The sequence below is a fragment of the Rhodobacter sp. P1_C2 genome, from assembly GCF_056406375.1.
Genome location: NZ_JBFUAG010000015.1, coordinates 34,909 through 55,604, shown reverse-complemented (window position 1 = coordinate 55,604; position 20,696 = coordinate 34,909). Strand labels below are relative to the sequence as shown.

24 protein-coding genes, 1 tRNA gene and 1 riboswitch are annotated in these 20,696 nt (G+C 65.3%); of the genes, 7 read left to right on the top strand and 18 right to left on the bottom strand.

The window, feature by feature from the left end:
* Together cobW and AC1DZT_RS21180 are read right to left on the bottom strand one after the other, a co-directional pair.
* Window positions 1-1,029 (bottom strand): cobalamin biosynthesis protein CobW, encoded by a 1,029-nt coding sequence (gene cobW / locus AC1DZT_RS21185; protein WP_478008639.1) that lies wholly within the window; start codon window positions 1,027-1,029, stop codon window positions 1-3.
* Window position 1,030: 1 nt separating this feature from the next.
* The gene (locus tag AC1DZT_RS21180) at window positions 1,031-1,381 is read right to left on the bottom strand and encodes a DUF1636 family protein (RefSeq protein ID WP_478008638.1); all 351 of its coding nucleotides are present in this window, start codon (window positions 1,379-1,381) and stop codon (window positions 1,031-1,033) included.
* An 81-nt stretch (window positions 1,382-1,462) separates the two neighbouring features.
* A riboswitch (cobalamin riboswitch) is annotated at window positions 1,463-1,671 on the bottom strand.
* A 37-nt stretch (window positions 1,672-1,708) separates the two neighbouring features.
* Between AC1DZT_RS21180 and cobO the strand changes: the two genes are divergently transcribed.
* From cobO to AC1DZT_RS21165, 3 genes are read left to right on the top strand one after another with little or no spacing between them, the layout of a single operon-like run.
* Complete coding sequence (gene cobO, locus AC1DZT_RS21175; protein ID WP_478008637.1) at window positions 1,709-2,353, top strand: cob(I)yrinic acid a,c-diamide adenosyltransferase; 645 nt, start codon at window positions 1,709-1,711, stop codon at window positions 2,351-2,353.
* On the top strand, window positions 2,350-2,952 hold the full coding sequence (locus AC1DZT_RS21170) for an HAD family hydrolase (protein ID WP_478008636.1): 603 nt from the start codon (window positions 2,350-2,352) through the stop codon (window positions 2,950-2,952). Before cobO ends, AC1DZT_RS21170 begins: the two co-directional genes overlap by 4 nt.
* Entirely contained in the window at window positions 2,949-4,394 is a 1,446-nt protein-coding gene (locus AC1DZT_RS21165) for a cobyric acid synthase (RefSeq protein WP_478008635.1), read from the top strand. Before AC1DZT_RS21170 ends, AC1DZT_RS21165 begins: the two co-directional genes overlap by 4 nt.
* Window positions 4,395-4,413: 19 nt before the next feature.
* Here the strand turns inward: AC1DZT_RS21165 and cobD are convergent, their stop codons facing one another.
* From cobD to AC1DZT_RS21145, 4 genes are all read right to left on the bottom strand, one after another.
* The gene (gene cobD, locus AC1DZT_RS21160) at window positions 4,414-5,373 is read right to left on the bottom strand and encodes a threonine-phosphate decarboxylase CobD (RefSeq protein WP_478008634.1); all 960 of its coding nucleotides are present in this window, start codon (window positions 5,371-5,373) and stop codon (window positions 4,414-4,416) included.
* The gene (gene cbiB, locus AC1DZT_RS21155) at window positions 5,370-6,311 is read right to left on the bottom strand and encodes an adenosylcobinamide-phosphate synthase CbiB (RefSeq protein ID WP_478008633.1); all 942 of its coding nucleotides are present in this window, start codon (window positions 6,309-6,311) and stop codon (window positions 5,370-5,372) included. Before cbiB ends, cobD begins: the two co-directional genes overlap by 4 nt.
* 3 nt (window positions 6,312-6,314) lie before the next feature.
* Window positions 6,315-7,100, bottom strand: a complete 786-nt coding sequence (locus AC1DZT_RS21150; RefSeq protein WP_478008632.1) for a propanediol utilization protein — start codon at window positions 7,098-7,100, stop codon at window positions 6,315-6,317.
* A 198-nt stretch (window positions 7,101-7,298) separates the two neighbouring features.
* Window positions 7,299-8,123 carry a Rid family hydrolase gene (locus tag AC1DZT_RS21145; RefSeq protein WP_478008631.1) on the bottom strand — a complete coding sequence of 275 codons (825 nt, stop codon included), beginning with the start codon at window positions 8,121-8,123 and terminating at the stop codon, window positions 7,299-7,301.
* Between the two features lie 150 nt (window positions 8,124-8,273).
* Here AC1DZT_RS21145 and AC1DZT_RS21140 point away from each other — a divergent pair, with 150 nt between their 5' ends.
* The gene (locus AC1DZT_RS21140; protein WP_478008630.1) at window positions 8,274-8,870 is read left to right on the top strand and encodes a TetR/AcrR family transcriptional regulator; all 597 of its coding nucleotides are present in this window, start codon (window positions 8,274-8,276) and stop codon (window positions 8,868-8,870) included.
* 64 nt (window positions 8,871-8,934) lie between these two features.
* Here AC1DZT_RS21140 and AC1DZT_RS21135 read toward each other — a convergent pair.
* From AC1DZT_RS21135 to iscR, 11 genes are all read right to left on the bottom strand, one after another.
* Window positions 8,935-9,011 (bottom strand) — tRNA-Arg (locus AC1DZT_RS21135).
* A gap of 47 nt (window positions 9,012-9,058) precedes the next feature.
* On the bottom strand, window positions 9,059-10,276 hold the full coding sequence (locus AC1DZT_RS21130) for a cysteine desulfurase (RefSeq protein ID WP_478008629.1): 1,218 nt from the start codon (window positions 10,274-10,276) through the stop codon (window positions 9,059-9,061).
* Complete coding sequence (locus AC1DZT_RS21125; RefSeq protein ID WP_478008628.1) at window positions 10,269-10,856, bottom strand: YIP1 family protein; 588 nt, start codon at window positions 10,854-10,856, stop codon at window positions 10,269-10,271. The genes AC1DZT_RS21130 and AC1DZT_RS21125 overlap by 8 nt, the downstream gene beginning before the upstream one ends.
* Window positions 10,853-11,329, bottom strand: a complete 477-nt coding sequence (locus AC1DZT_RS21120) for a YIP1 family protein (protein WP_478008627.1) — start codon at window positions 11,327-11,329, stop codon at window positions 10,853-10,855. Before AC1DZT_RS21120 ends, AC1DZT_RS21125 begins: the two co-directional genes overlap by 4 nt.
* Window positions 11,329-12,603 (bottom strand): Fe-S cluster assembly protein SufD, encoded by a 1,275-nt coding sequence (sufD, locus tag AC1DZT_RS21115; protein WP_478008626.1) that lies wholly within the window; start codon window positions 12,601-12,603, stop codon window positions 11,329-11,331. Before sufD ends, AC1DZT_RS21120 begins: the two co-directional genes overlap by 1 nt.
* Entirely contained in the window at window positions 12,603-13,370 is a 768-nt protein-coding gene (gene sufC / locus AC1DZT_RS21110; protein WP_478008625.1) for a Fe-S cluster assembly ATPase SufC, read from the bottom strand. The genes sufD and sufC overlap by 1 nt, the downstream gene beginning before the upstream one ends.
* Window positions 13,371-13,387: 17 nt before the next feature.
* Window positions 13,388-13,972 (bottom strand): hypothetical protein, encoded by a 585-nt coding sequence (locus tag AC1DZT_RS21105; RefSeq protein ID WP_478008624.1) that lies wholly within the window; start codon window positions 13,970-13,972, stop codon window positions 13,388-13,390.
* A gap of 24 nt (window positions 13,973-13,996) precedes the next feature.
* On the bottom strand, window positions 13,997-14,518 hold the full coding sequence (locus AC1DZT_RS21100; protein WP_478008623.1) for a hypothetical protein: 522 nt from the start codon (window positions 14,516-14,518) through the stop codon (window positions 13,997-13,999).
* An 87-nt stretch (window positions 14,519-14,605) separates the two neighbouring features.
* Window positions 14,606-16,126, bottom strand: a complete 1,521-nt coding sequence (gene sufB / locus AC1DZT_RS21095; RefSeq protein WP_478008622.1) for a Fe-S cluster assembly protein SufB — start codon at window positions 16,124-16,126, stop codon at window positions 14,606-14,608.
* 39 nt (window positions 16,127-16,165) lie between these two features.
* Window positions 16,166-17,212: a cysteine desulfurase family protein gene (locus AC1DZT_RS21090; protein WP_478008621.1), complete on the bottom strand. Its 1,047-nt coding sequence runs from the start codon at window positions 17,210-17,212 to the stop codon at window positions 16,166-16,168.
* 90 nt (window positions 17,213-17,302) lie between these two features.
* Window positions 17,303-17,779 (bottom strand): Fe-S cluster assembly transcriptional regulator IscR, encoded by a 477-nt coding sequence (gene iscR / locus AC1DZT_RS21085; RefSeq protein ID WP_478008620.1) that lies wholly within the window; start codon window positions 17,777-17,779, stop codon window positions 17,303-17,305.
* Between the two features lie 165 nt (window positions 17,780-17,944).
* Here iscR and AC1DZT_RS21080 point away from each other — a divergent pair, with 165 nt between their 5' ends.
* Genes AC1DZT_RS21080 through AC1DZT_RS21070 form a run of 3 tightly spaced genes read left to right on the top strand, consistent with a single transcriptional unit; the run spans window position 17,945 to window position 19,458 of the window.
* Entirely contained in the window at window positions 17,945-18,604 is a 660-nt protein-coding gene (locus AC1DZT_RS21080) for an alpha/beta hydrolase (RefSeq protein ID WP_478008619.1), read from the top strand.
* Window positions 18,605-18,868, top strand: coding sequence for a hypothetical protein (locus AC1DZT_RS21075; RefSeq protein ID WP_478008618.1), 264 nt, complete (start codon window positions 18,605-18,607; stop codon window positions 18,866-18,868).
* On the top strand, window positions 18,865-19,458 hold the full coding sequence (locus AC1DZT_RS21070; RefSeq protein WP_478008617.1) for an HD domain-containing protein: 594 nt from the start codon (window positions 18,865-18,867) through the stop codon (window positions 19,456-19,458). The genes AC1DZT_RS21075 and AC1DZT_RS21070 overlap by 4 nt, the downstream gene beginning before the upstream one ends.
* A 4-nt stretch (window positions 19,459-19,462) precedes the next feature.
* Here AC1DZT_RS21070 and AC1DZT_RS21065 read toward each other — a convergent pair whose 3' ends face one another.
* Window positions 19,463-20,662, bottom strand: coding sequence for a hypothetical protein (locus tag AC1DZT_RS21065; protein ID WP_478008616.1), 1,200 nt, complete (start codon window positions 20,660-20,662; stop codon window positions 19,463-19,465).
* Window positions 20,663-20,696: the final 34 nt, after the last annotated feature.

Below are 20,696 nucleotides of genomic sequence, written 5' to 3'. Positions count from 1 at the left end.
TCAGGCCCCCAGAACCGCGCGGATGGCGGCTTCGTCGATGTCGCCCTGTTCGGCGATCACCACCAGATGCGAGCTGCGCGGCGTGGTGCCCCAGAGCCGGTCGTATTGCGTGCGGATCCGCTCGCCCACGGCCTGTACCAAGAGGCGCATCGGCTTGCCCTTGACCGCGACATAGCCCTTGACGCGCAGGATCTTCTGGTCGCGCGCCAGTTTCAGGATTGCGGCGGTCAGATCCTCGACCGAGGCGACCTCGGCAAGTTCGACGACGATCGAGTTGAAATCGTCATGTTCGTGGCCGTCCTCGCCGTCGTGGTGGCTGGGCCGGCCGGCGAGGTCGTCCTCGGCTGCGGCGTTGAGGCCAAGGATCACCCGCGGGTCGATCACCCCTTCGCTCATCGTCAGGATCGGCAGCTTGCGGCCCTTTTCGGCGGCCTCGGCGGTGACGACCTCGCGGGCGGCGGCGACACCAGCCTCACCGGCCAGATCGGCCTTGGTCAGAAGCACGATATCGGCGCAGGCGATCTGATCCTCGAATACCTCGCCCAAAGGCGTGTCATGTTCGCCCGCGGCGATCTGCGCCGGGGTCAGCTCGCCCGCGAAATGGCCTGCGGCCACCGCCTCGGCATCGGCCAGGGTGATCACGCCATCGACGGTGATCAGGCTGCGGATGCCCGGCCAGTCAAAGGCCTTGAGCAAGGGCTTGGGCAAAGCCAGGCCCGAGGTTTCGATCAGGATATGATCGGGGCGCTTGGGCAGGGCCAGCAAAGCCTCGATCGTCGGGATGAACTCGTCCGCGACGGTGCAGCAGATGCAGCCATTGGCCAGCTCGACGATATTCTCGGTCGGGCAATTCTCGTCGGCGCAAGAGCGCAGGATATCGCCATCGACACCCACGGTGCCGAATTCATTGACCAGAACGGCCAGGCGCTTGCCTTGCGGATTGGCCATAAGGTGCCGGATCAGCGTGGTTTTCCCCGCGCCAAGGAAGCCTGTGATCACCGTGACGGGAATTTTTGCAAGATCGGTCATGTCAGACCTCCATAGGGGGAATGCGGGCGATGGATTGTTTGCGGAAGATCACCGGACGTTCGCGCCAGGGCACCAGACCATCCGAGGTGCGCGCATAGGCGGCGGCCCCGGCGAGAATATCGGCGGCGTTCTCCTCCGACATCCGGCCATAGACATAGCCCCAGGCGCCGGGTTTGGACAGGGCGACCGAAGCGCCGGTGTTGCAGGCCGAAAGACAGTCGACCGGCAGGACCTGAACCCCTTCGGGAACCGGCAGGGCGGCGATGGCAGCCCAAAGCCGGGCGCCCATGCAGGGGCCCTCCTCGGCCAGCCCGGCCTTGCAGGTCATGCAGATATGCAGTCGCGCGGTCATCTTCCTCCCACGGGGCAATCTCTGGGGGCAATGCCGCGAAAAGGGGGAAAACCCCCAACTCGCCACGGCACACCCCGTCCGTCAAAGTCTCAGGTGCTGGCAGGTCTCCCGGCTTGCGGAGCTGGGTTTCCCCCGGTCGCCCGCCTTCCCGGTTTCCCAGTGGCTTGGACGACCTCTCCGGTCACGGTCGCGGGGGCGGCTGCTTCCCAGGTTTTCACCTGTCGCATTCCCTTTTCGCCTGTCGTAAGAGTATCAGTCTCAAAACGGGCACCAGCACCGCCGTACCTCTGGCAGGATGGGCGCATAACGTCAAGGACACGAGCCGCCATGTCATCTGTTGAAACCGACACCTCGCCTGAAAATACCGTCAATCCGGATGCGCGCCACAATGCCAAGATGGCCAAGAAGAAGGCCGCGCGCGACAAGATCATGGCGGGCAAGGCCGGCGATCACGGGCTGATCATCGTTCATACCGGCACGGGCAAGGGCAAATCCTCCTCCGGTTTCGGGATGATCCTGCGCTGTGTCGCGCATGAGATGCCCTGCGCCGTGGTCCAGTTCATCAAGGGCGCCTGGGATACCGGCGAGCGGCGCTTGCTCACCGAAAACTTCGCCGATCTTTGCGAGTTTCATGCGATGGGTGAAGGCTTTACCTGGGAAACCCAGGACCGCGCCCGCGACATTGCCGCAGCCCAGGCCGGCTGGGCCAAGGCCAAGGATCTGATCCGTGACCCCGACATCCGCTTTGTCCTGCTGGACGAGATCATCATCGCGATGCGTTACGATTACATCAACGTCGATGAGGTCGTGGCCTTTCTGAAGGCCGAGAAACCGCCCCTGACCCATGTCTGCCTGACCGGCCGCGGCGCCTCGGACGCGCTGATCGAGGCCGCCGATCTGGTCACCGAGATGACCCTGGTCAAGCACCCCTTCCGCTCCGGCATCAAGGCCCAGCCGGGGGTTGAGTTTTGAAACTGGTCGCCTGGGATTTCGACGGCGTGCTGAACCGCGGCTATGCCCATGGCTTCGAGGCCTGGCAAAGGACTTTCGAGGAAGATCTCGGCGTCTCGGCCCGGGATTTCACCGATTTCGTCTATAACGAGCGCAATTTCGTCCCGGTTCTGACCGGAAAGCTCGACCTGATGGCGCTTCTGGCCGATTACGTCGCGGCATACGAGGTGCCGCACAGCCCGCGCGTGGTGCTGGACTATTGGCTCGCCAAGGACGCCAATCTGGACATGCAGGTTCTGGGCTGGCTTCAGGCCTGCGCCCTGCCCGGCGTCATCGCCACCAACAACGAGACCCACCGCGCCGATCACATCTGGCATGGCCTGGCTCTGTCGCAGCACTTCCGCCATATCTTCGCCTCGGGCCGGATGGGGGTGAAGAAGCCCGACGCCGGGTTCTTTGCCGAGATCGAATCCTGGTCCGGCCATGCGCCGGAGGAGATTCTGTTGATCGACGATGCCGCAAGGAACATCGAGGCCGCCCGCGCCCGCGGCTGGCAGGTCTTTCACTTCACCGAGGAAACCCGGCACCACCTGCCCGAGGTTCTGGGCGTAACCCCATGACAGCCTTCATGATTCAAGGTGCCGGCTCCAATGTCGGCAAGTCGCTGATCGTAGCCGGCCTCTGCCGCGCCGCAAGGTTGCGCGGGCTGTCCGTGGCACCCTTCAAGCCGCAGAACATGTCGAACAATGCCGCTGTGACGGTGGATGGCGGCGAGATCGGCCGTGCCCAGGCCCTGCAGGCGCTGGCTTGCGGGCTGGAGCCGCATACCGACATGAACCCGGTGCTTCTGAAACCGGAATCCGAGGTCGGCAGCCAGGTCGTCGTGCAGGGCAAGCGCATCGCCACCGTCAAGGCGCGCGACTATGCCGCGCTGAAGCCCAGCCTGATGGCCCCGGTTCTGGAAAGTTTTCAACGCCTTGCCGCCCGGCATGACCTGGTGATCGTCGAAGGCGCAGGCTCTCCGGCGGAAGTGAACCTGCGTGCCGGTGACATCGCCAACATGGGCTTTGCCGAGGCCGCTGGCGTGCCGGTGATCCTGGTCGGCGACATCGACCGTGGCGGGGTGATCGCCCAGCTGGTGGGCACACAAGCCGTGCTGTCGCCCGCTGACAATGCCCGGATCAAAGGCTTTCTGATCAACAAGTTCCGCGGCGATCCTCGTCTGTTTGACGAGGGTTACCGGCTGATCGAATCCCGCACCCTCTGGCCCGGCTTCGGTGTCCTGCCCTATTTCCCGCAAGCCTGGCGCTTGCCCGCCGAAGACGCGCTCGACATCGTGGCCTCCACCGGCGCGGGCGTGAAGATCGCCTGCCTGCAACTCTCGCGCATCGCCAATTTCGACGACCTCGACCCGCTGAAATCCGAACCCGGCCTGCAGGTCCAGATGATCCGCGCCGGCGAGGCGATCCCCGGCGATTGCGCTTTGGTCATCATCCCCGGCAGCAAATCCACCCGCGGCGACCTCGCCTTTCTGCGCGCCCAGGGCTGGGATATCGACCTTCTGGCGCATCACCGGCGCGGCGGGCGTATCCTTGGGATTTGCGGCGGATATCAGATGCTTGGCACCCTTGTTTCAGACCCCGAAGGTATCGAAGGCCCGGCAGGCGAAACCAAAGGTCTCGGCCTTCTCGACATCACCACCACCATGACGCCCGACAAGCGCCTGACCCGGACCAAGGCCACCCATGCCGCCTCGAACCTGCCGATCGACGCTTACGAAATCCACATCGGCCGCTCCGAGGGCCCCGACCGCGCCCGCCCCTTCGCCCTGATCGCGGGCGCCCCGGAAGGCGCCACCTCCGCCGATGGGAGGGTCATGGGCAGCTATCTGCACGGCATGTTCGCCGGCGACGCCTTCCGCGCGGCCTTCCTGACCGGCCTTGGCCTGCCAGCCACGCAGCGCGACCATGGCGCCGAGGTCGAGGCGACGCTCGACGCGCTCGCCGCCCATCTGGAGGCGCATCTGGATGTCGAAGGCCTCCTGCGCCTCGCTGGCCGGTAGGATGGGCAATCTGCCCATCTTACAGGTCTGACAGCCGCGCCCATTCCAGATCGCCCCCCGGCAATCCCAGGCGAATCCAGCCCGGGTGATAGGGGAAGATCCGGCTCCAGATCTGCTTGCGGGCCAGAAACGCCTGCGCCTCGCCTGCATCCGGCGTGTCGTACAGCCGGAAAAGCGGTGTGCCGCCAAGGCTTTGCCAGCCGATCCTCGTGCAGATCGCATCGAGCCGCGCGGCCTCCTCGACCAGCCTTTCGGTGGTCGCCCGCGCCCAGGCCGCATCGCGCAAGGCCATTGTGCCGATCTCGATCGCGGGGCCCGCCACCGGCCAGGGCCCGGCCAGATCGCGCAGATGCGCCACATCGGATTCAGCCCCTAGCGCAAAGCCCAGCCGCACCCCGGCCAGCCCATAGAACTTGCCAAAGCTGCGCAAGACGATCAGGCCCGGCCCGGCCTCGGCGGCGAGGCTCTCCTGCGGCATCGGATCGGCGAAGCTTTCATCCACCACCAGAAGCCCGACCTTGCCCGCCACAGCCCGCAGCGCCGCGCGCGTCCAATGCCGCCCGTCGGGGTTGTTGGGATTGACCACCACCGCCAGATCTGCCCCGGCAAGGTCTTCCAGCCCCGGCACTTCCGCCACCTGCCAGCCACAGGCGCGCAGGGTGGCGGCATGTTCGTTATAGGTCGGCGCCAGCACCCGCGCCTGCCCCCGCGGCCGGAGCATAGGCACCATCTGGATCGCCGCCTGCGCCCCGGCCAGGGCCACCATCGGCGCCGAGGTGCCAAAGGCCTCGGCAGCGGCGGCCAGCAGGGCCGTCATCGCGGGCCGGGTCGGCAGGGCGGTGAAGCTTTCCGGCGACAGCACTGGCACGGGATAGGGCACCCGGTTGATCCCGGTCGACAGGTCGATCCAGTCGTTGCCGCCAAACTTCGCCCGCGCCTCATCGAGGTTGCCGCCGTGATCCCTGGCGTGATCGCTCATAGCAGAGCCACCACCGCCATCAGCCCGGCCAGCACCAGCACGGCGGCGAGGTACAGGTTCAACCCCCGCCCGAGGTCCAGCGCCCCGGGGTCCGGCGCCCCCTCGTTCACCCAAGGCTCGGCCGAGATCGCGCCGTGGTAGCTCCGCGGGCCCGAAAGCCGGACGCCAAGCGCCCCGGCCAGCGCCGCCTCGGGCCAGCCGGCATTGGGCGAGCGGTGGTGGCCAGCATCGGCGATCATCACCTTGGTCGCCCGCCCCCGCGTCACCCCGGCCACGGCGATGAACAGCAAGGCGGTCAGCCGCGCCGGCACCAGGTTCACCAGATCATCCAGCCGCGCCGCCGCCCAGCCAAAGGCCCGGTGCCGCGCGCTCATATGGCCGATCATCGAATCCATCGTGTTGATCGCCTTGTAGGCCGCAATCCCCGGCAGGCCGAAGATCGCGCCCCAGAACAAGGGCGCCACCACCCCGTCCGAGGCATTCTCGGCCAGGCTCTCCAAAGCCGCGCGCGCCACGCCCGGGGTGTCCAGCTGCATCGGGTCGCGCCCGACGATCATCGCCACCGCATCCCGCGCGCCCTGCAGATCGCGCCGCGCCAAGGGCGTCGCCACCCGCCGGACATGGTCGTAAAGCGAGCGTCCGGCGACCAGAGGCCAGGCCAGAATCCCGGTCAGCACCCCGCCCCAGATCCCGCCCGGCAGGCACCAGACCAGAAGCTGCGCCACCAGGATCGCAAAAGAGGTGATGCCGAGGCAGACGATGACGCCCTTCAGCCGCCGCTTCCAGAACGGGTCGCTGTCGAGGTTCATCTCCTGATCGGCCTTCTCGATCACGGCGCCGATCCAGGTCACCGGATGGCCGATGCGGTCATAAATCCGGTCGGGCCAGCCCAGAGCCGCATCCACCGCCATCGCCACCAGCATCGCCCCTGCAAACATGCCCTATCCCCCGCATCTGAACCGGGTGATCCGCGAAAATCCGGCCTTGCGCAAGTCTGCTGCCGCCGCTTGAGGCACGGTTCCCGGCGCAAAGATCAAGGCGCGGGCGGCGCCGGTATGGGCGATGCTGAAACCAAGGGCGGAATGGCGATGCGCCAGCGCCTCGGTCGGGTCGCCCTTTGGTCCACGCAGGGCCAGGGTCCGCCGCGCCGAAATACTGGCCAGACGCGCCATCTGCCCAAGGTCCGCACCCGGCCATTCGGCCACCAGATCGCTGATATCGGGAAAATCCGCATCGCGCGGATCGGTGCGCTGCCCGGGGCCGAGGAAGCCGCCCAGCACCTCGAACCGCGGCAGGGCGGGCAGATCGGCCAGCACCACCCCGCGCCGCGAGGCCCAGAGCAGCCGCTCGGGGTTCTGAAACAGCAATGGGTCCGAGGCGCCCTCCGCCGCCAGCACCGCCGCGACCAGCGCCGCGTCCTCGCGGGCCCCCGCCGCAAGCGCCAGCGCCATCAGCGCCGCGGTCGAGGCCCCGGCCCCGCCACCGACCGGCATGTTCAGACGCAGCCGGAACCGCCCCCCCGCCGCAAGGTCAAGCCGCCGCAGCACCCGCAAGAGACGCGCCCGCGCCACCACCGGCACCGGCTGATAAAGCGCAAGGCTGCGGGCCGGCGCCGCCACCGCCTCGGCCCAAAGCGCCGGGCATGGCAGGGTGATCAGCGCCACCGGCCCCGAAGGTCCGATCCTGCCCTGCATCAACTCACCAAAATGCCCGAAAACCCGCGCCATCCCGCCCCCCGTCACGCCGGGCAGACTTGCCAAGCCAAGGGCTGGCGCACAAGGGGCCTTTACCGGGGTCAGGCGGGAAATTGGTGCAGCCGGGCCGAAACAGGATCGCGGCCTCTGCCTCTCAGCCGGCCAAAGCCGCTTTCTCAAGGGCTGCGGCTCCCGCTTCGCTGCCGAGGGAAGCTGCGCCGCTTGGGGCGGTCAGGACCGCAGGGCAGGCTTCGCCTCTTCAGGGACACGCACCACCATTTCGATCTCGACCAGGATATCCGGCGCATAAAGACTCTGGACGCCGATCGTCGTGATGCTGGGCATCCCGTCGCCCTTGAGCGCATCCAGCGCGACCTGGGCCTGCTGGAACTTCTCCGTGGTCGCATCGACGACGTAAAGCCGCAGCAGCACGATGTCCTTGCCCGAAGCCCCAAGCTCCTTCAACGCGGCGGCAAGATTGGCCGCCGCGACCCGCGCCTGACCGGCGACATCCTTGGGCGCCGCCTCACCGCCCGGCAGCCAGGCCACCTGGCCCGACAGAAAGGCGATGCGGCCCGGTTCCGCGACGCTGATCTGCGAATATCCGGCCGAAGCCATATCCCAGATGGTCGGAGGGTTATGGCGGCTGACCGAGCCGCGCGCAGCAGAGGGTATCCGCGCGATCACCTTGATCTCGAAATCGAACCCGGCGAGCCAGTTGACCCCAAGCGCCGTCCAGTTCGGGTAAGGCGCGTCTTTGAAGATTTCGCCCTTCACCGCCATGATCGTGCCAAGCTGCTGTTCGGGATCGGTATGAAAGGACGTGACATCGACGATGTCATCAAACCCGCAGCCCGCGGCGCGCAAGGTGGCCTCGAGGTTGGCAAAGGCCAGGCGGACCTGGGCCGCGAAATCGGGTTCCGGCGACCCATCCGGGCGGCTGCCGACCTGGCCGGAGACGAAGAGAAGATCGTCTGAACGCACCGCCGCCGAATAGCCGTGCTGTTCGTAAAGGGCATGCCGGTTGGCGGGAAATATCGCTTCGCGCTGGGTCATATCTTCATCCTTTTCATGGGGGCATGGGTGCCTGACCAGCGCCGCTGGACTTTTCAAGGACACCGTTGTATTCACATACACAGCGTATATGGATAACGGACACTCTCCGTCAAGTCCAAATACGCGACGTATGTGAATTAGGGGATCATCTTGGTCAAGAAGCGCCGCGAAGAGACGATGGCGGAAAACCACGCCAAACTGATCGGGGCGGCGCGGCAGGCCTTTGCCACCGCAGGCTTTGCTGCGGCATCGATGGATGATCTCACGGCCAAGGTCGGGCTGACCCGCGGCGCGCTGTATCACGGCTTTGGTGACAAGAAGGGATTGCTGGCCGCCGTCGTGGCCCAGGTCGATGGCGAAATGGCCGCGCGCGCGCATCTGGCGGCAGCGCAGGCGGCCACGCCGTGGGAGAGGCTGCTGGCCGAAGGGGTGGCCTATATCGAACTGGCCCTCGACCCGGAGGTTCGGCGGATTGTCCTCCTCGACGGGCCGGCCTTTCTGGGCGACCCTTCGACATGGCCAAGCCAGAATGCCTGCCTGACCCTGACCAAACAGGCGGTCAGCGATCTGATCGCTGCGGGCATCATGAAACCGGTCGATGTCGAGGCGGCGTCACGCCTTCTGAGCGGAACCGCCTTCAACGCGGCGCTCTGGGTCGCCGCCAGCGACGCGCCGGACCTCGTCCTGCCCAAGGCGGTCGAGACCTTTCGTCTGATGGCAGAGGGATTGCTGGCGAGGCGGAGCTGACTGCCGTCCAGCGCCTACATCCCGGCTGCGCCAGCGGGATGAGTTGTCCAAGCATCGGGAAATTTGGTGCACCCAGCACGATTCGAACGTGCGACCTTTGCCTTCGGAGGGCAACGCTCTATCCAGCTGAGCTATGGGTGCAGGATGGGGTTCAGATAGTCGAAAGCCGAACCCCATGCAACCGCAAATCAGCCGAAAAGCTCCTGACAGAACTCCAGCGCCGAAACCAGCGCGTCGACCTCGGCCTCGGTGTTGTAAAGGCCAAAGGAGGCGCGGCAGGTGGCGGTCTGGCCGAAGAGGCTCAGAAGCGGCATGGCGCAATGCGTGCCGGCGCGGACCGCGATGCCGCGCTTGTCCAGCACGGTCGAGATGTCATGCGCATGGGCCGGCCCGTTCAGCGTGAAGGAGAAGATCGCCCCCTTACCCGCCGAATTGCCCTGCACGTTCAGCCAGTTGAGCCCATTGAGCCGGGTGCGGGCATAGTCGCGGATGCGCCGTTCATGCGCGGCGATGTTCGACATGCCAAGCCCGGTCATATAGTCGAGCGCCACGCCCAGACCGATCTGCTGGACGATGCCGGGGGTTCCGGCCTCGAACTTCATCGGCGGGTCGTTCCAGGTGATCGCCTCACGGGTCACCTCGCGGATCATGTCGCCGCCGCCGAGGAAGGGCCGCATCTCGGCCTGACGATCGGCGCGGATGAAGATCGCGCCGGAACCGCTTGGGCCATAAAGCTTATGTCCGGTGATGGCATAGAAATCGCAGCCCAAGGCCTTCACATCCACCGGCATGTGGACCGCGGCCTGAGAGCCGTCGACCAGCACCGGAACGCCCTTGGCGGCAGCGCCTTTGCAGATCGCGGCCACGTCCACCACGGTGCCCAAGACGTTCGACATATGGGTGACCGCCACCAGCTTGGTGCGCGGCCCGATCGCGTCGATCACCGCCTGCGGGTCGAGGTCGCCGTTCAGGTCGCACTCCACCCATTTCAGGACGACGCCCTGCCGCTCGCGCAGGAAATGCCAGGGCACGATATTGGCATGATGCTCCATCACCGACAGGACGATCTCATCCCCCGCCTGCAGGCGCGGTGCGGCCCAGGCGTAGGAGACGAGGTTGATCCCCTCGGTCGCCCCCGTGTTGAAGACGATCTCGTTCTCATCAGCGTTCAGAAAGCGCGCAATGCGGCCGCGGACGGATTCGTAATGTTCGGTCGCAAGGTTCGAAAGATAGTGCAAGCCCCTGTGAACATTGGCATATTCCTGTTCGTAGACCTTGGTCATCGCATCGATCACAACGCGCGGCTTCTGCGCCGAGGCGCCATTGTCGAGGTAGACCAGCGGCTTGCCGTTCACCTCGCGGCTGAGGATCGGGAAGTCTGCGCGGATGGCGTCAACGTCATACATGGGGCACCGGGACCAGAAGGGCGATCGCCAGGCCGAGCAGGAAGCTGATGGCGAACAGGGTGAGAAGAATGCCGAAGAAGGTCTTGAGCGGAGAGGAAAATCCGTTCAGCGTGGCGGTGAACTGCGACAGAAGGTAGAAATAGGCGAAGGTCGAGGCGAGCAGCACCGGCGCGCCCAGCACCGGCAGCGCCAGTAGGACCACGATCTGCCCGATCTTGAGGAAGGTCAGCACCACCTCCAGCCAGGCGGTCAGGGCCAGGCTCTTGGCGAAAGTGCCGGTGCCGCCGAAGGCCTTGCCGACCCGCCACATCAGGAAAGCCCCGAAGATCAGCACCAGAAAGTAGCTGACCGCCAGAAGGAAGGGCCGGTCCAGCACCGCCTGCACCGGGGCCTCGGGCATCGGCCCGGCGAGTTTCGAGGTTAGCACGGTCAGCACGGCGTCGAGCGCGGCCATGGCGGCAATCGCCATCAGCCCCTCGCCCGTGGTCAGGCGCAGCGCCATGACCTGGCGGGCCGCCCCGGCCGGGTCCGACAGGGTGGCACGGGCCGCCGCGAAAATCGCTTGGGGCGTGATGTTCATTGGCCTTCAACCTCGCGCAGCATCACCGTGTAAAGCACGATAAACAAAAGGAATGTCAGAAACCCGACCACGGGAACACCGGCCGATCCATCGGCAAAGGCCCGCACCAGGCCATAGAGCAGCATGGCCGGGGTGATCGCGACCAGCGCCCAGAAGAGCGCGAGCCGCCCCTCGTAAAAGCCACCCCGCCCGCCCATCAGCAAAGCGACCAGATGGCCAAGGGCTGCAACTGCATAGAAGAACGGCAGTGCCACAACCGCGCCGAAACAGGCTCCCAGCAGATATGGCGCAAAGGGCTTGCCCTCCAGCGCCGCCTGCCGTGCGAGTGCCGGCGACACCGAGACGACCGCCAGCATCAAGAAGACGAAAAGAAACGTGAAAACAAAGGCTTCCGACCTTCCCCTCGCTTGCAGCCTGCGGATCACCACCCTCGGCCTGCGCCAGCTTTCCACGATGTCCGAGGTCAGGGCCATCAGCCGTCGTGCCTTTCCAGCCAGCCTTCCAGCCTTGCGCGGATGTCCTCGGCAATCGCCTCATCCTCGATCTCGGCAATCGCTTCGGCGAGGAAGGCGAGGATCAGCAGGCTCTGCGCCACCCGCCGCGGCACGCCGCGCGATTGCAGGTAGAAAAGTGCTGTCTCATCAATCGCGCCCGAGGTCGAACCATGGCTGCATTTGACGTCATCGGCATAGATCTCAAGTTCCGGCTTGGCGAGGAACTGGCTTTCCTCGTCCAGAAGCAGGGCCTGGGAAATCTGATAGCCATCCGTCTTTTGCGCGCCTTTCTTCACAAGGATCTTGCCCTGGAAGACGCCAACCGCACCATGTTTCAGCACCGATTTATAGACCTGGCGGCTTTCGCAGCGCTCGGCCCCATGGGTGATGAAAACGGTGTCGTCATGGTGGAAGGCGCCATCCCCCATCGCGGCCCCGGCGATATGGGCCACGGCATCATCGCCGGTAAAGTCGATGACGGATTCGTTGCGGGTCAGCACGCCATTGGCGGTCAGGGTGAAGCTTTTGAAGGTCGCCTCGGCGCCGAGACGCGCGAACATATGGCTCGCGGCGCGGCGGTCATGGGTGCGGCCCTGGGCGCGGATGTGGTGGAACCTCGCGCCATCGGCCAGATCGACCTCCAAGAGCGCGTTGAGGCGGGCGGCGGCGGGGCCATCCTCCAGAAGCGTCAGCTCCGCTCCCGGCGCAAGACGGATCACATGGTGGAGGATCGCATCGGAAGTGCTTGAAGACTGGTTGTAAATCACCGAAATCGGCTTGGCCGCCTGCCCGGTCACGTCAATCAGCAGACCGTCGCTGGCATAGGCGGAATTGAGCGCCGCCAAGGGCCGCGCCACGGGCTTTTGCCCGGCGGCCTCCAGCGTGCCATAGAGGTCTTCGGCCCAATGGCCGGCCTCGACCTGGGCCAGACGGGTGATCGTCACCCCGGACAGTTCCAGCGGATCGGAGGCCGCGGCGTCGAAAACGCCATCGGTGAAGACCAGCTTGACCCGGTCCACGGCGTCGAACAGCGGGGCCTCGACCACGCCCTTGAACAGCGGGGCCTCTGGCGCCACCACGGCGGTCAAGGAAGTGGGATCGGTGTAGCGCCAGTATTCGTCACGGCGGATCGGCAGGCCCATCGCCTCGAGCCGGTCGGCGGCGGCCTTGCGCGCGGCATCCAGACCGGCGGGCCGGGTCAGGGGGGCAAGCCGCTGTGCCAGCGCCTCGGCCCGGGGAGAAATCGCGCCCATCACTTCACCTCAGCCGCGTTTTCCGCCAGAAGATCGGCGTAACCGTTGTTCTCCACCTCCAGCGCGAGGTCCGGGCCGCCGGTCTTGATGATCCTTCCATTGGCCATGATGTGGACGACATCGGGTTTGATATGGTCCAACAGGCGCTGATAGTGGGTGATCACCAGGAAGCTGCGCCCTTCCGAGCGCAGGGCGTTCACCCCTTCGGAGACCAGCTTCATCGCATCGACGTCCAGGCCGGAATCGGTCTCGTCAAGGATGCACATCTTCGGTTCCAGCATCGCCATCTGCAGGATTTCGTTGCGCTTTTTCTCACCACCCGAGAAGCCGACATTGACCGGACGCTTCAGCATCTCGGCGTCGATCTTCAGGCTTTTCGCCTTTTCCCGCACCAGTTTGAGGAAGTCGCCGGCGGACACTTCGGGCTCGCCCCGGGTCTTGCGCTGCGCGTTCAGGGCGGTGCGCAGGAAGGTCATGTTGCCGACGCCGGGGATCTCGACCGGGTATTGGAAGGCGAGGAACAGGCCCTTGGCGGCGCGGACCTCGGGGTCCATCTCCAGCAGGTCTTCGCCCTCCAAAGTCGCGGTCCCCTCGGTCACCTCATAGCCCTCGCGGCCCGAGAGGACATAGGAGAGCGTGGACTTGCCCGAGCCGTTCGGCCCCATGATGGCATGCACCTCGCCCGGCCCGATCGAGAGGGTGACCCCCTTCAGGATCTGCTTGTCTTCTTCTTCAAGTTTCACATGCAGGTTGTTGATTTCAAGCATTTTATTGTCCTTTAGTCTCAGGCCGGGGTGGCGAAGGCGGGGATGATCCAGCCCATCTGTGCCACGGGCAAGCTTTGCGGGGTGAAGGTGAAGGCGGCCATGCGGCCGGTCATTTCGGGCGGACCGACGAGGCTTTCGATCCGGTGATAGGCGGCGCGACCGGCGTAATCGTCGCACAGCACCCGGATCGGCCTTGTGATGCGCATCAGCGTGGTCAGCAGGCAGGCAAGGCGGAAGCGGCCATCGACCAGCACCACATCGGGGTGCTGGAAATCCGGCCGGTCCCAGACCCCAAGCGCGTAATGCGGCCAGCGCTCGGCCCTGTTGCCATTGGCGGGAAAGCCCCAGCGCTTGGTCGGGCCGATGTTGGCATGGTGCAGCGTCACCGGCACCTTGGCGGGGTTGATGCGCAGCCATTCCTGCATCCGCAGGAACCAGGCCCGGTCGCTTTCGACCGCGATCACCGCCGTCGAGGCCGACTCGGCCGCGACAAGGGTCGATCCGCCCATGCCATATTCCAGGATGACCCCCGCATCGCGATAGGTCGCGCGCAGAAGCTCCGCCTCGGGTTCGGGCATGGTCAGTTTCGGGGCCTCAGCCATGCTGAACCCCGTGATTTCCGGGGCTTAGAGCGGATAGCTCACGCCGCGCCACAAGAGCGAATGCGGCTTGGTCTGCGCCATCACCTGCGCCACGAAGGGCTGCGAGGTGAGCTGCGCAACCTCCTGCGGCCAAAGATGCACCGCGTTGTGCAGGAACAACAGCCCCAGCACGACGCCCGGCAACAGCATCCCCTTGCTGCGCAGCCGCAGCAGAAGCGCCAGTGCCAGCGCCAGCATCAGGCCAAGCCCCGCCGCAATCGCCATCTCCTGATCCGGGCTGGCCTGCAGGTCCGGCAGACCCTGCGCGTGAAAGCGCAAGATCACCCCCAGTGCCTCGGCCGCAAGACCAAGACCCAGGGCCAGCGGCGCCTGCACGAGGCCGGAAAGCCTGCGCTTCGGCCGCACCTTGCCGACGCGGGAATGCCGCGGCACCGTGTAGGATTCGTCCGTGCCCACGAAAACCCGCTGCGTCCGCGCCCGGTTGCCCGCTTCGATCCGCGCCAGGCGGGCAGAAAATTCGGCCTGCGTATCCGAAATGGAAGTCATCCGCGTCTCCTCCGCTCACGGCAGAGGAAACCGCAGAACTGCGGCAAAATTGCGCAAGGAGAGGTGCGATTTGGGCCAAGATCGCGCTCAGCCCACCGAACCTTCAAGCGAAATCGCCACAAGGCTCTGCGCTTCCATCGCAAACTCCATCGGCAGCGCCTGCAGGACCTCGCGGCAGAAGCCGTTGACGACCAGCGCCACCGCCTCTTCCTCATCCATCCCGCGCGAGCGGCAGTAGAAGAGTTGATCCTCGTCCACCTTCGAGGTGGTCGCCTCATGTTCAACGCGGCTGGAGGCGTTCTTGACCTCGATATAGGGCACGGTATGGGCGCCGCATTTGTCGCCGATCAGCAGGCTGTCGCATTGGGTGTAGTTGCGGCTGTCCTTGGCCTTGGGATGCATCGACACCAGCCCGCGGTAGGTGTTCTGCGCATGACCCGCGCTGATCCCCTTGGAGACGATGCGGCTTTTCGTCCGCTTGCCCAGGTGGATCATCTTGGTGCCGGTATCGGCCTGCTGATGGTTGTTGGCGATGGCGATCGAATAGAACTCGCCCTGGGAGTCATCGCCGCGCAGGATGCAGGACGGGTATTTCCAGGTGATGGCCGACCCCGTCTCCACCTGCGTCCACATCACCTTGGCCCGGTCGCCCCGGCAATCGGCACGCTTGGTGACGAAGTTGTAGATCCCGCCGAGACCGTTCTCGTCGCCCGGATACCAGTTCTGCACGGTCGAATATTTGACCTCGGCATCCTCGAGGATGACGATTTCCACCACCGCGGCATGCAGCTGGTGGGTGTCCCGCTTCGGCGCGGTGCAGCCTTCCAGGTAGGAGACATGGGCCCCCTTGTCGCAGATGATCAGCGTCCGCTCGAACTGCCCGGTGTTTTCGGCATTGATCCGGAAATAGGTCGAAAGCTCCATCGGGCAGCGGGTGCCCGGCGGGATATAGACGAAGGAACCATCCGAGAAGACGGCGGAGTTCAGCGTGGCAAAGAAATTGTCGGTCGGCGGGACGACGGAGCCGAGGTATTTCTTCACCAGTTCGGGATGTTCCTTCACCGCTTCCGAGATCGAACAGAAGATCACCCCGGCCTTGGCCAGTTCCGCCTTGAAGGTGGTCCCGACCGAGACGGAATCGAAGACCGCATCCACCGCCACGCGCCGCTCGCCCTCAGGCGCCTCGACGCCGGCCAGCAAGGCCTGTTCTTTCAACGGGATGCCGAGCTTCTTGTAGGTGGCCAAAAGCTTCGGGTCGACCTCGTCCAACGACTTCGGCTTGGTCGCCATCGAGCGCGGCTTGGCGTAGTAATACTGGTCCTGATAATCGATCACCGGATAGTTGAGCATCGCCCAATGCGGCTCTTCCATGCCAAGCCAGCGCCGGTAAGCCGCCAGACGCCATTCCAGCAGCCACTCCGGCTCGCCATTCTTTTCGCTGATCAGGCGAACGATGTCCTCGTTCAGGCCCTTGGGCGCGTAATCGGTCTCGATCTCGGTCGCCCAGCCGTATTTATAGGCGCCCATCGAGGCGACCGTCTCGATCGTCTCGCGGTCCACGCCTTCGCGAACCTCCAAAGCTTGGGTATCCAAAGCGGCTTCGGTCATGATCTTATCCTTAAGCTCCAAAGCCTTGCGGCCTGTTCCTCATGCAACCCGCGACAGGATGCGTCTGTATTCCCGGCCCCAGACCTCGGCAAAGCGCAAGATCTCGTCCTCGGTGTTCGACGGGCCCAGCGTGATGCGGATCGCCTGCCCCGCCAGGGTCTCGTCATAGCCCATTGCCTTCAGCGTGCGACTTGCCCTGACCTTGCCGCTGGAACAGGCCGACCCGGCCGAGACGGCAAAGCCAGCAAGATCCATCGCCATGACCTGGGTCTCGCCCTTCCAGTGCGGGGCAATCAGGCACAAGGTATTCGGCAGCGTTCGCGCGCTATTCCCGACAGAAATAGTATCAAATCCCTGCGAGGACAACGCCTCTTTTAGAGTATTTCTAAGTTCGCCGACCCGCTCCCAGACCCCATCGGCCAAATCGCGCGCGGCGGCCTCGGCGGCGGCGCCAAAACCGGCGATGCCGATCAGGTTCTCGGTGCCCGCCCGCCGCCCCATCTCCTGCCCGCCGCCCTTCAGCAAAGCCTCGACCTCCAGCCCCCGGCGCAGAACCAATGCCCCCACACCCTTCGGCCCGCCAAGCTTGTGCGCCGCCACCAGCCCCATCTGACAGCCAAGCCAGTTGAAGGCCAAAGGCAGCTTGCCGAAGGCCTGGGTCAGGTCCGACACGGCCAGCCCCTCGGGCAGATCCTGCACCACCCCGGTCTCCGAATTGGCCAGCTGCAAGGCGCTCTGGGCCGGATCGCCCACCGTCACAAGGCCCGAAGCCGCCGTCGCCAGATCCACCGCGCACCAGGCCGCCACCGCATCATGCTCGACGCCCGAACAATGCAGACCCCGCCCCGCGCAAGCCAGGGCCGCAGCCTCCGTCGCGCCCGAGGTGAAGACGATATCCGCCCCCTCCGCCCCGAGGGCCGCGGCCACCTGCGCCCGCGCCCGCTCGATCAACGCCTTGGCCGCCCGCCCCTCGCCATGCACCGAGGAGGGATTGCCCTGCACATCCATCGCCGCAACCATCGCCGCCCGCGCCTCGGGCCTGACGGGCGTCGTCGCGTTCCAGTCGAGATAGACCCTGCTCTTCATTCATCCAGATCCAAATATCCCCGGGGGGTGAGCATGCGCAGCATGCGAGGGGGCCGGCAGCCCCCTGATTTTTCGCAGAAAAATCGAACCCTACTCTTCATCCACCACCGCGAACAGCGCCGGCACCGCCGGACAGGGCTGCATCTCGTTGCGGATCACATCCGACAGGCGGGCCTGGTGCAAAAAGACATAGACATGCGCCGAAAGCCCTTCCCAAAGCCGGTTGGCGAGGCTCTGCGCCCGCGTGCCAGAAACACCACCCGAGGCGCCCGCGCCGGCATGCATCGCATCGACGTTTTCCTCGACCGCCGTCAAAATCTCCGACACCCGGATCTCAGAAGGCGCGCGGGCGAGTTTGTAGCCGCCGCCCGGCCCCCGCACCGCCTCGACCAGACCGGCGCGGCGCAGCTTGACGAAAAGCTGTTCCAGGTAGGGCAGGCTGATGTCCTGGCGCTTGGCAATATCGGCCAGCGACATCAGCTCATCGCCCTTGGCAGGCTTCATCTCGGCCAGCGCGAGGTCGGCCAGCGCCACCATCGCATAACGCCCCTTGGTCGACAGCTTCATGCAGTCCCGCCTCTCGTGCATTCCCATTGACGTGAGCCGCCCCGGCCATTACCTGAAACCGGAACGAGAAGGTGGCACTGGGCCCCTTTGGAATGGTTCTAAGTTCCCTGACCGATTTTGTCAACAATCGGCAGGCGGCTTTGGCCCAAGACTGGACGATGTAAAATGCCCGAAGTTATTTTCGCCGGCCCCGAGGGGCGTCTTGAAGGTCGTTACCATCCGCAAAAGGACCGCGACGCGCCCATCGCCATCGTCCTGCATCCGCACCCGAATTACGGGGGCACGATGAACAACAAGGTGGTCTACAACCTGCATTACGCCTTCTACAACCTCGGCTTTTCGGTCCTGCGCTTCAACTTCCGCGGCGTCGGGCGCAGCCAGGGCGAATATGACATGGGGATCGGCGAGCTCTCCGATGCCGCCTCGGCGCTCGACTACCTGCAATCGATGAACCAGAACGCCAAACATTGCTGGGTCGCGGGCTTTTCCTTCGGGGCCTGGATCGGGATGCAGCTTCTGATGCGGCGGCCCGAGATCACCGGCTTCATCTCGGTCGCACCGCCCGCGAACCTCTACGACTTCAGCTTCCTCGCCCCCTGCCCGGCTTCCGGCCTGATCATCAACGGCAGCGCCGACAAGGTCGCCCCGCCGAAAGACACGATGACCCTGGTCAACAAGCTGCACGAGCAGAAGGGCATCACCATCACCCACGAGACGATCGAGGGCGCCGACCACTTCTTCAAGGATGAAGAGGCGCATATGAAGCCGATGATCTCTTCTGTCTCGACCTATGTGAAGCGTCGTCTGGGTGAGGTCTCGCGCTGAATGTCGATCATCGAGGAACTGGGCGACGCCTTGGCCCGCGATGTGATCGAGGCGATGGACACGCTGGGCGATGACCGCTTTTTCGACAAGGTCGCGAAAGTGGTTGCCGACGGCTCTCCCACCCTGCTCGAGGCCTATACCACGGCCTACCGCGTCCGCGTCGCCGAGAAGCGGGCGCGCAAGTTCATCGAGATGAGCCTGAGTGCCAAGCGCGACGGCGGCACCGCCCCGGTGGCGCCGCGCGGCTCGGACCCGTCGCATTGAGCGGCGCCGCCGACCGGCTGGAGGCGCAATTCGCCTTCCTCAACGAGGCCGACCGCCTGAAATCGGTCCTGCGCGCTACGTCCCTCGTCGATGGCTCGCGGCGCGAGAATTCGGGCGAACATTCCTGGCATCTGGCGCTTTACGCCCTGATCCTCGCCGATCAGGCCGCGCCGGGGGTCAATATCGACCGGGTGATCCGGATGCTTCTGCTGCATGACCTCGTCGAGATCGACGTGGGCGACGTGCCGATCCATTCGGCCAATGGCCAGGCCCATGGCTCGACCACGACGCAAGAGGCCGAGGCCCGCGCCGCCGAGCGGATCTTCGGCCTGCTGCCTTCCGATCTGGGCGTCGATCTCAAGGCGCTCTGGCAGGAGTTCGAGGCGGCGGAAAGCCCCGATGCGATCTTCGCCAAATCGCTCGACCGGGTGCAGCCGGTGATGGCCAACCTGATGTCCGGCGGCGGCACTTGGGTCGAATACAACGTGACCTCCGACCAGCTGGACCAGCGGGTCGGCGTCAAGATCGCCAAGGGCGCGCCGCGGCTCTGGGACTGGGTCCGCGCCAAGACCCGCGCCTATTTCGGCTGAGGCGTCAAGCCTGACCCTGCGCCTTGCGCCCCGGACCCTTTGCGCCCTGCCCCTTTGCGCCCGGCCCCTTTGCACCCGGACTCTTGCCGCCCAAAGCCTTGGCCCCCGGACCTTTGGCACCCGGACCTTTACCGGCCGGGCCTTTGCCCGCCCCCTTCCCCGGCCCCTTGCCAGGACCTTGGCCCGGCCGCGTCGTGCCCGGCTCCAGCGCCGCGGCCGGCACCAGTTTCGCGGTATTGACGAGGAATTTCAGCAGGCTGTCCTGCACGAAGGCCGGGTCGAGCGGCGGCATCTCGGCGGTTTCGGGATAGGCGGAGAAATCCTGCGCAAAGAAGGTCTCGCGCCCCGCCATCTCGGCCAGACGCTGGTTGCTTTCGGCAAAGGCCGCGACGAAGGCCTCGGCCTCGGCCCGCGAGGGATAGACCTTGTCCTTGGTCTGGGGCACTTCATTGCCATTGACCAGCCGCCGGATCTGCTTTTGCCCAAGGCCCGCATTGCGCAGCAGGTACAAAAGCCGGACGCTGCTGGCCCCCATCGAGGCATTCACATCGGAAATCGCATGGGTGGCGGGAATATCGATGCCGCTGGCCACCAGGAAATCGGCGATCACGTCGCGGTTCTCGAACTGGTCGCGGTCATAAAGCCGCAGGACGAAGCTGGCATCGGGCAGCGCGCGCTTCCACCTTTCGATCAGGGCGGCATAGTCGAGATAGTCGCGCACCGCGGGCGTCAGCGCCGGCAAGGGGTAATCCTGCTTGCCGAAGATCAGCGCCGACTGGATGGTCTTGGCGCCCTGCGCCCAATGCGACATCGCCATCTGGTCCTGGCGGCGCAGATAGGTGATCACCCGGATCGCGGCGAAGCGCTTTGTCATCGCCGAGGTGAAGATCGCGATATTGGCGGAATCGAGGAAGAACAGATCCTCGATGCTGAGGATGACATTGCCCGTGCCGGCGTCGATCTGCGCCAGAAGCCGGGCAAAGACCTCGGGCAGCAGGCTGAAGGCGGCGCCCTCGTCCCTTTTGGCCACATCGAAGAGAAAGCCCCAGTTCAGCGGCCGCCCCGGCAGGGTGCAATAGGACCAGCCCTCGGATTCCAGCGTCTCGCGGTTCTGTTTCAGGAAACTCTGAATCGCCGAAGACCCGGTCTTGTGGGCTCCGATGTGCAAAACCAGCGTGCGCGGGGAGGTCGGCTCTGTCGTCATCTTGGAAAGCTCCGCAAAAAGGTCTTTGGACGGC

Bases quoted from the DNA above. Each gene is read 5' to 3' on its own strand.
- cobW (WP_478008639.1), bottom strand. From the start codon at position 1,029: ATGACCGATCTTGCAAAAATTCCCGTCACGGTGATCACAGGCTTCCTT.
- AC1DZT_RS21180 (WP_478008638.1), bottom strand. From the start codon at position 1,381: ATGACCGCGCGACTGCATATCTGCATGACCTGCAAGGCCGGGCTGGCC.
- cobO (WP_478008637.1), top strand. From the start codon at position 1,709: ATGTCATCTGTTGAAACCGACACCTCGCCTGAAAATACCGTCAATCCG.
- AC1DZT_RS21165 (WP_478008635.1), top strand. From the start codon at position 2,949: ATGACAGCCTTCATGATTCAAGGTGCCGGCTCCAATGTCGGCAAGTCG.
- cobD (WP_478008634.1), bottom strand. From the start codon at position 5,373: ATGAGCGATCACGCCAGGGATCACGGCGGCAACCTCGATGAGGCGCGG.
- cbiB (WP_478008633.1), bottom strand. From the start codon at position 6,311: ATGTTTGCAGGGGCGATGCTGGTGGCGATGGCGGTGGATGCGGCTCTG.
- AC1DZT_RS21150 (WP_478008632.1), bottom strand. From the start codon at position 7,100: ATGGCGCGGGTTTTCGGGCATTTTGGTGAGTTGATGCAGGGCAGGATC.
- AC1DZT_RS21145 (WP_478008631.1), bottom strand. From the start codon at position 8,123: ATGACCCAGCGCGAAGCGATATTTCCCGCCAACCGGCATGCCCTTTAC.
- AC1DZT_RS21130 (WP_478008629.1), bottom strand. From the start codon at position 10,276: ATGTATGACGTTGACGCCATCCGCGCAGACTTCCCGATCCTCAGCCGC.
- AC1DZT_RS21125 (WP_478008628.1), bottom strand. From the start codon at position 10,856: ATGAACATCACGCCCCAAGCGATTTTCGCGGCGGCCCGTGCCACCCTG.
- AC1DZT_RS21120 (WP_478008627.1), bottom strand. From the start codon at position 11,329: ATGGCCCTGACCTCGGACATCGTGGAAAGCTGGCGCAGGCCGAGGGTG.
- sufD (WP_478008626.1), bottom strand. From the start codon at position 12,603: ATGGGCGCGATTTCTCCCCGGGCCGAGGCGCTGGCACAGCGGCTTGCC.
- sufC (WP_478008625.1), bottom strand. From the start codon at position 13,370: ATGCTTGAAATCAACAACCTGCATGTGAAACTTGAAGAAGAAGACAAG.
- AC1DZT_RS21105 (WP_478008624.1), bottom strand. From the start codon at position 13,972: ATGGCTGAGGCCCCGAAACTGACCATGCCCGAACCCGAGGCGGAGCTT.
- AC1DZT_RS21100 (WP_478008623.1), bottom strand. From the start codon at position 14,518: ATGACTTCCATTTCGGATACGCAGGCCGAATTTTCTGCCCGCCTGGCG.
- sufB (WP_478008622.1), bottom strand. From the start codon at position 16,126: ATGACCGAAGCCGCTTTGGATACCCAAGCTTTGGAGGTTCGCGAAGGC.
- AC1DZT_RS21090 (WP_478008621.1), bottom strand. From the start codon at position 17,212: ATGAAGAGCAGGGTCTATCTCGACTGGAACGCGACGACGCCCGTCAGG.
- iscR (WP_478008620.1), bottom strand. From the start codon at position 17,779: ATGAAGCTGTCGACCAAGGGGCGTTATGCGATGGTGGCGCTGGCCGAC.
- AC1DZT_RS21080 (WP_478008619.1), top strand. From the start codon at position 17,945: ATGCCCGAAGTTATTTTCGCCGGCCCCGAGGGGCGTCTTGAAGGTCGT.
- AC1DZT_RS21075 (WP_478008618.1), top strand. From the start codon at position 18,605: ATGTCGATCATCGAGGAACTGGGCGACGCCTTGGCCCGCGATGTGATC.
- AC1DZT_RS21065 (WP_478008616.1), bottom strand. From the start codon at position 20,662: ATGACGACAGAGCCGACCTCCCCGCGCACGCTGGTTTTGCACATCGGA.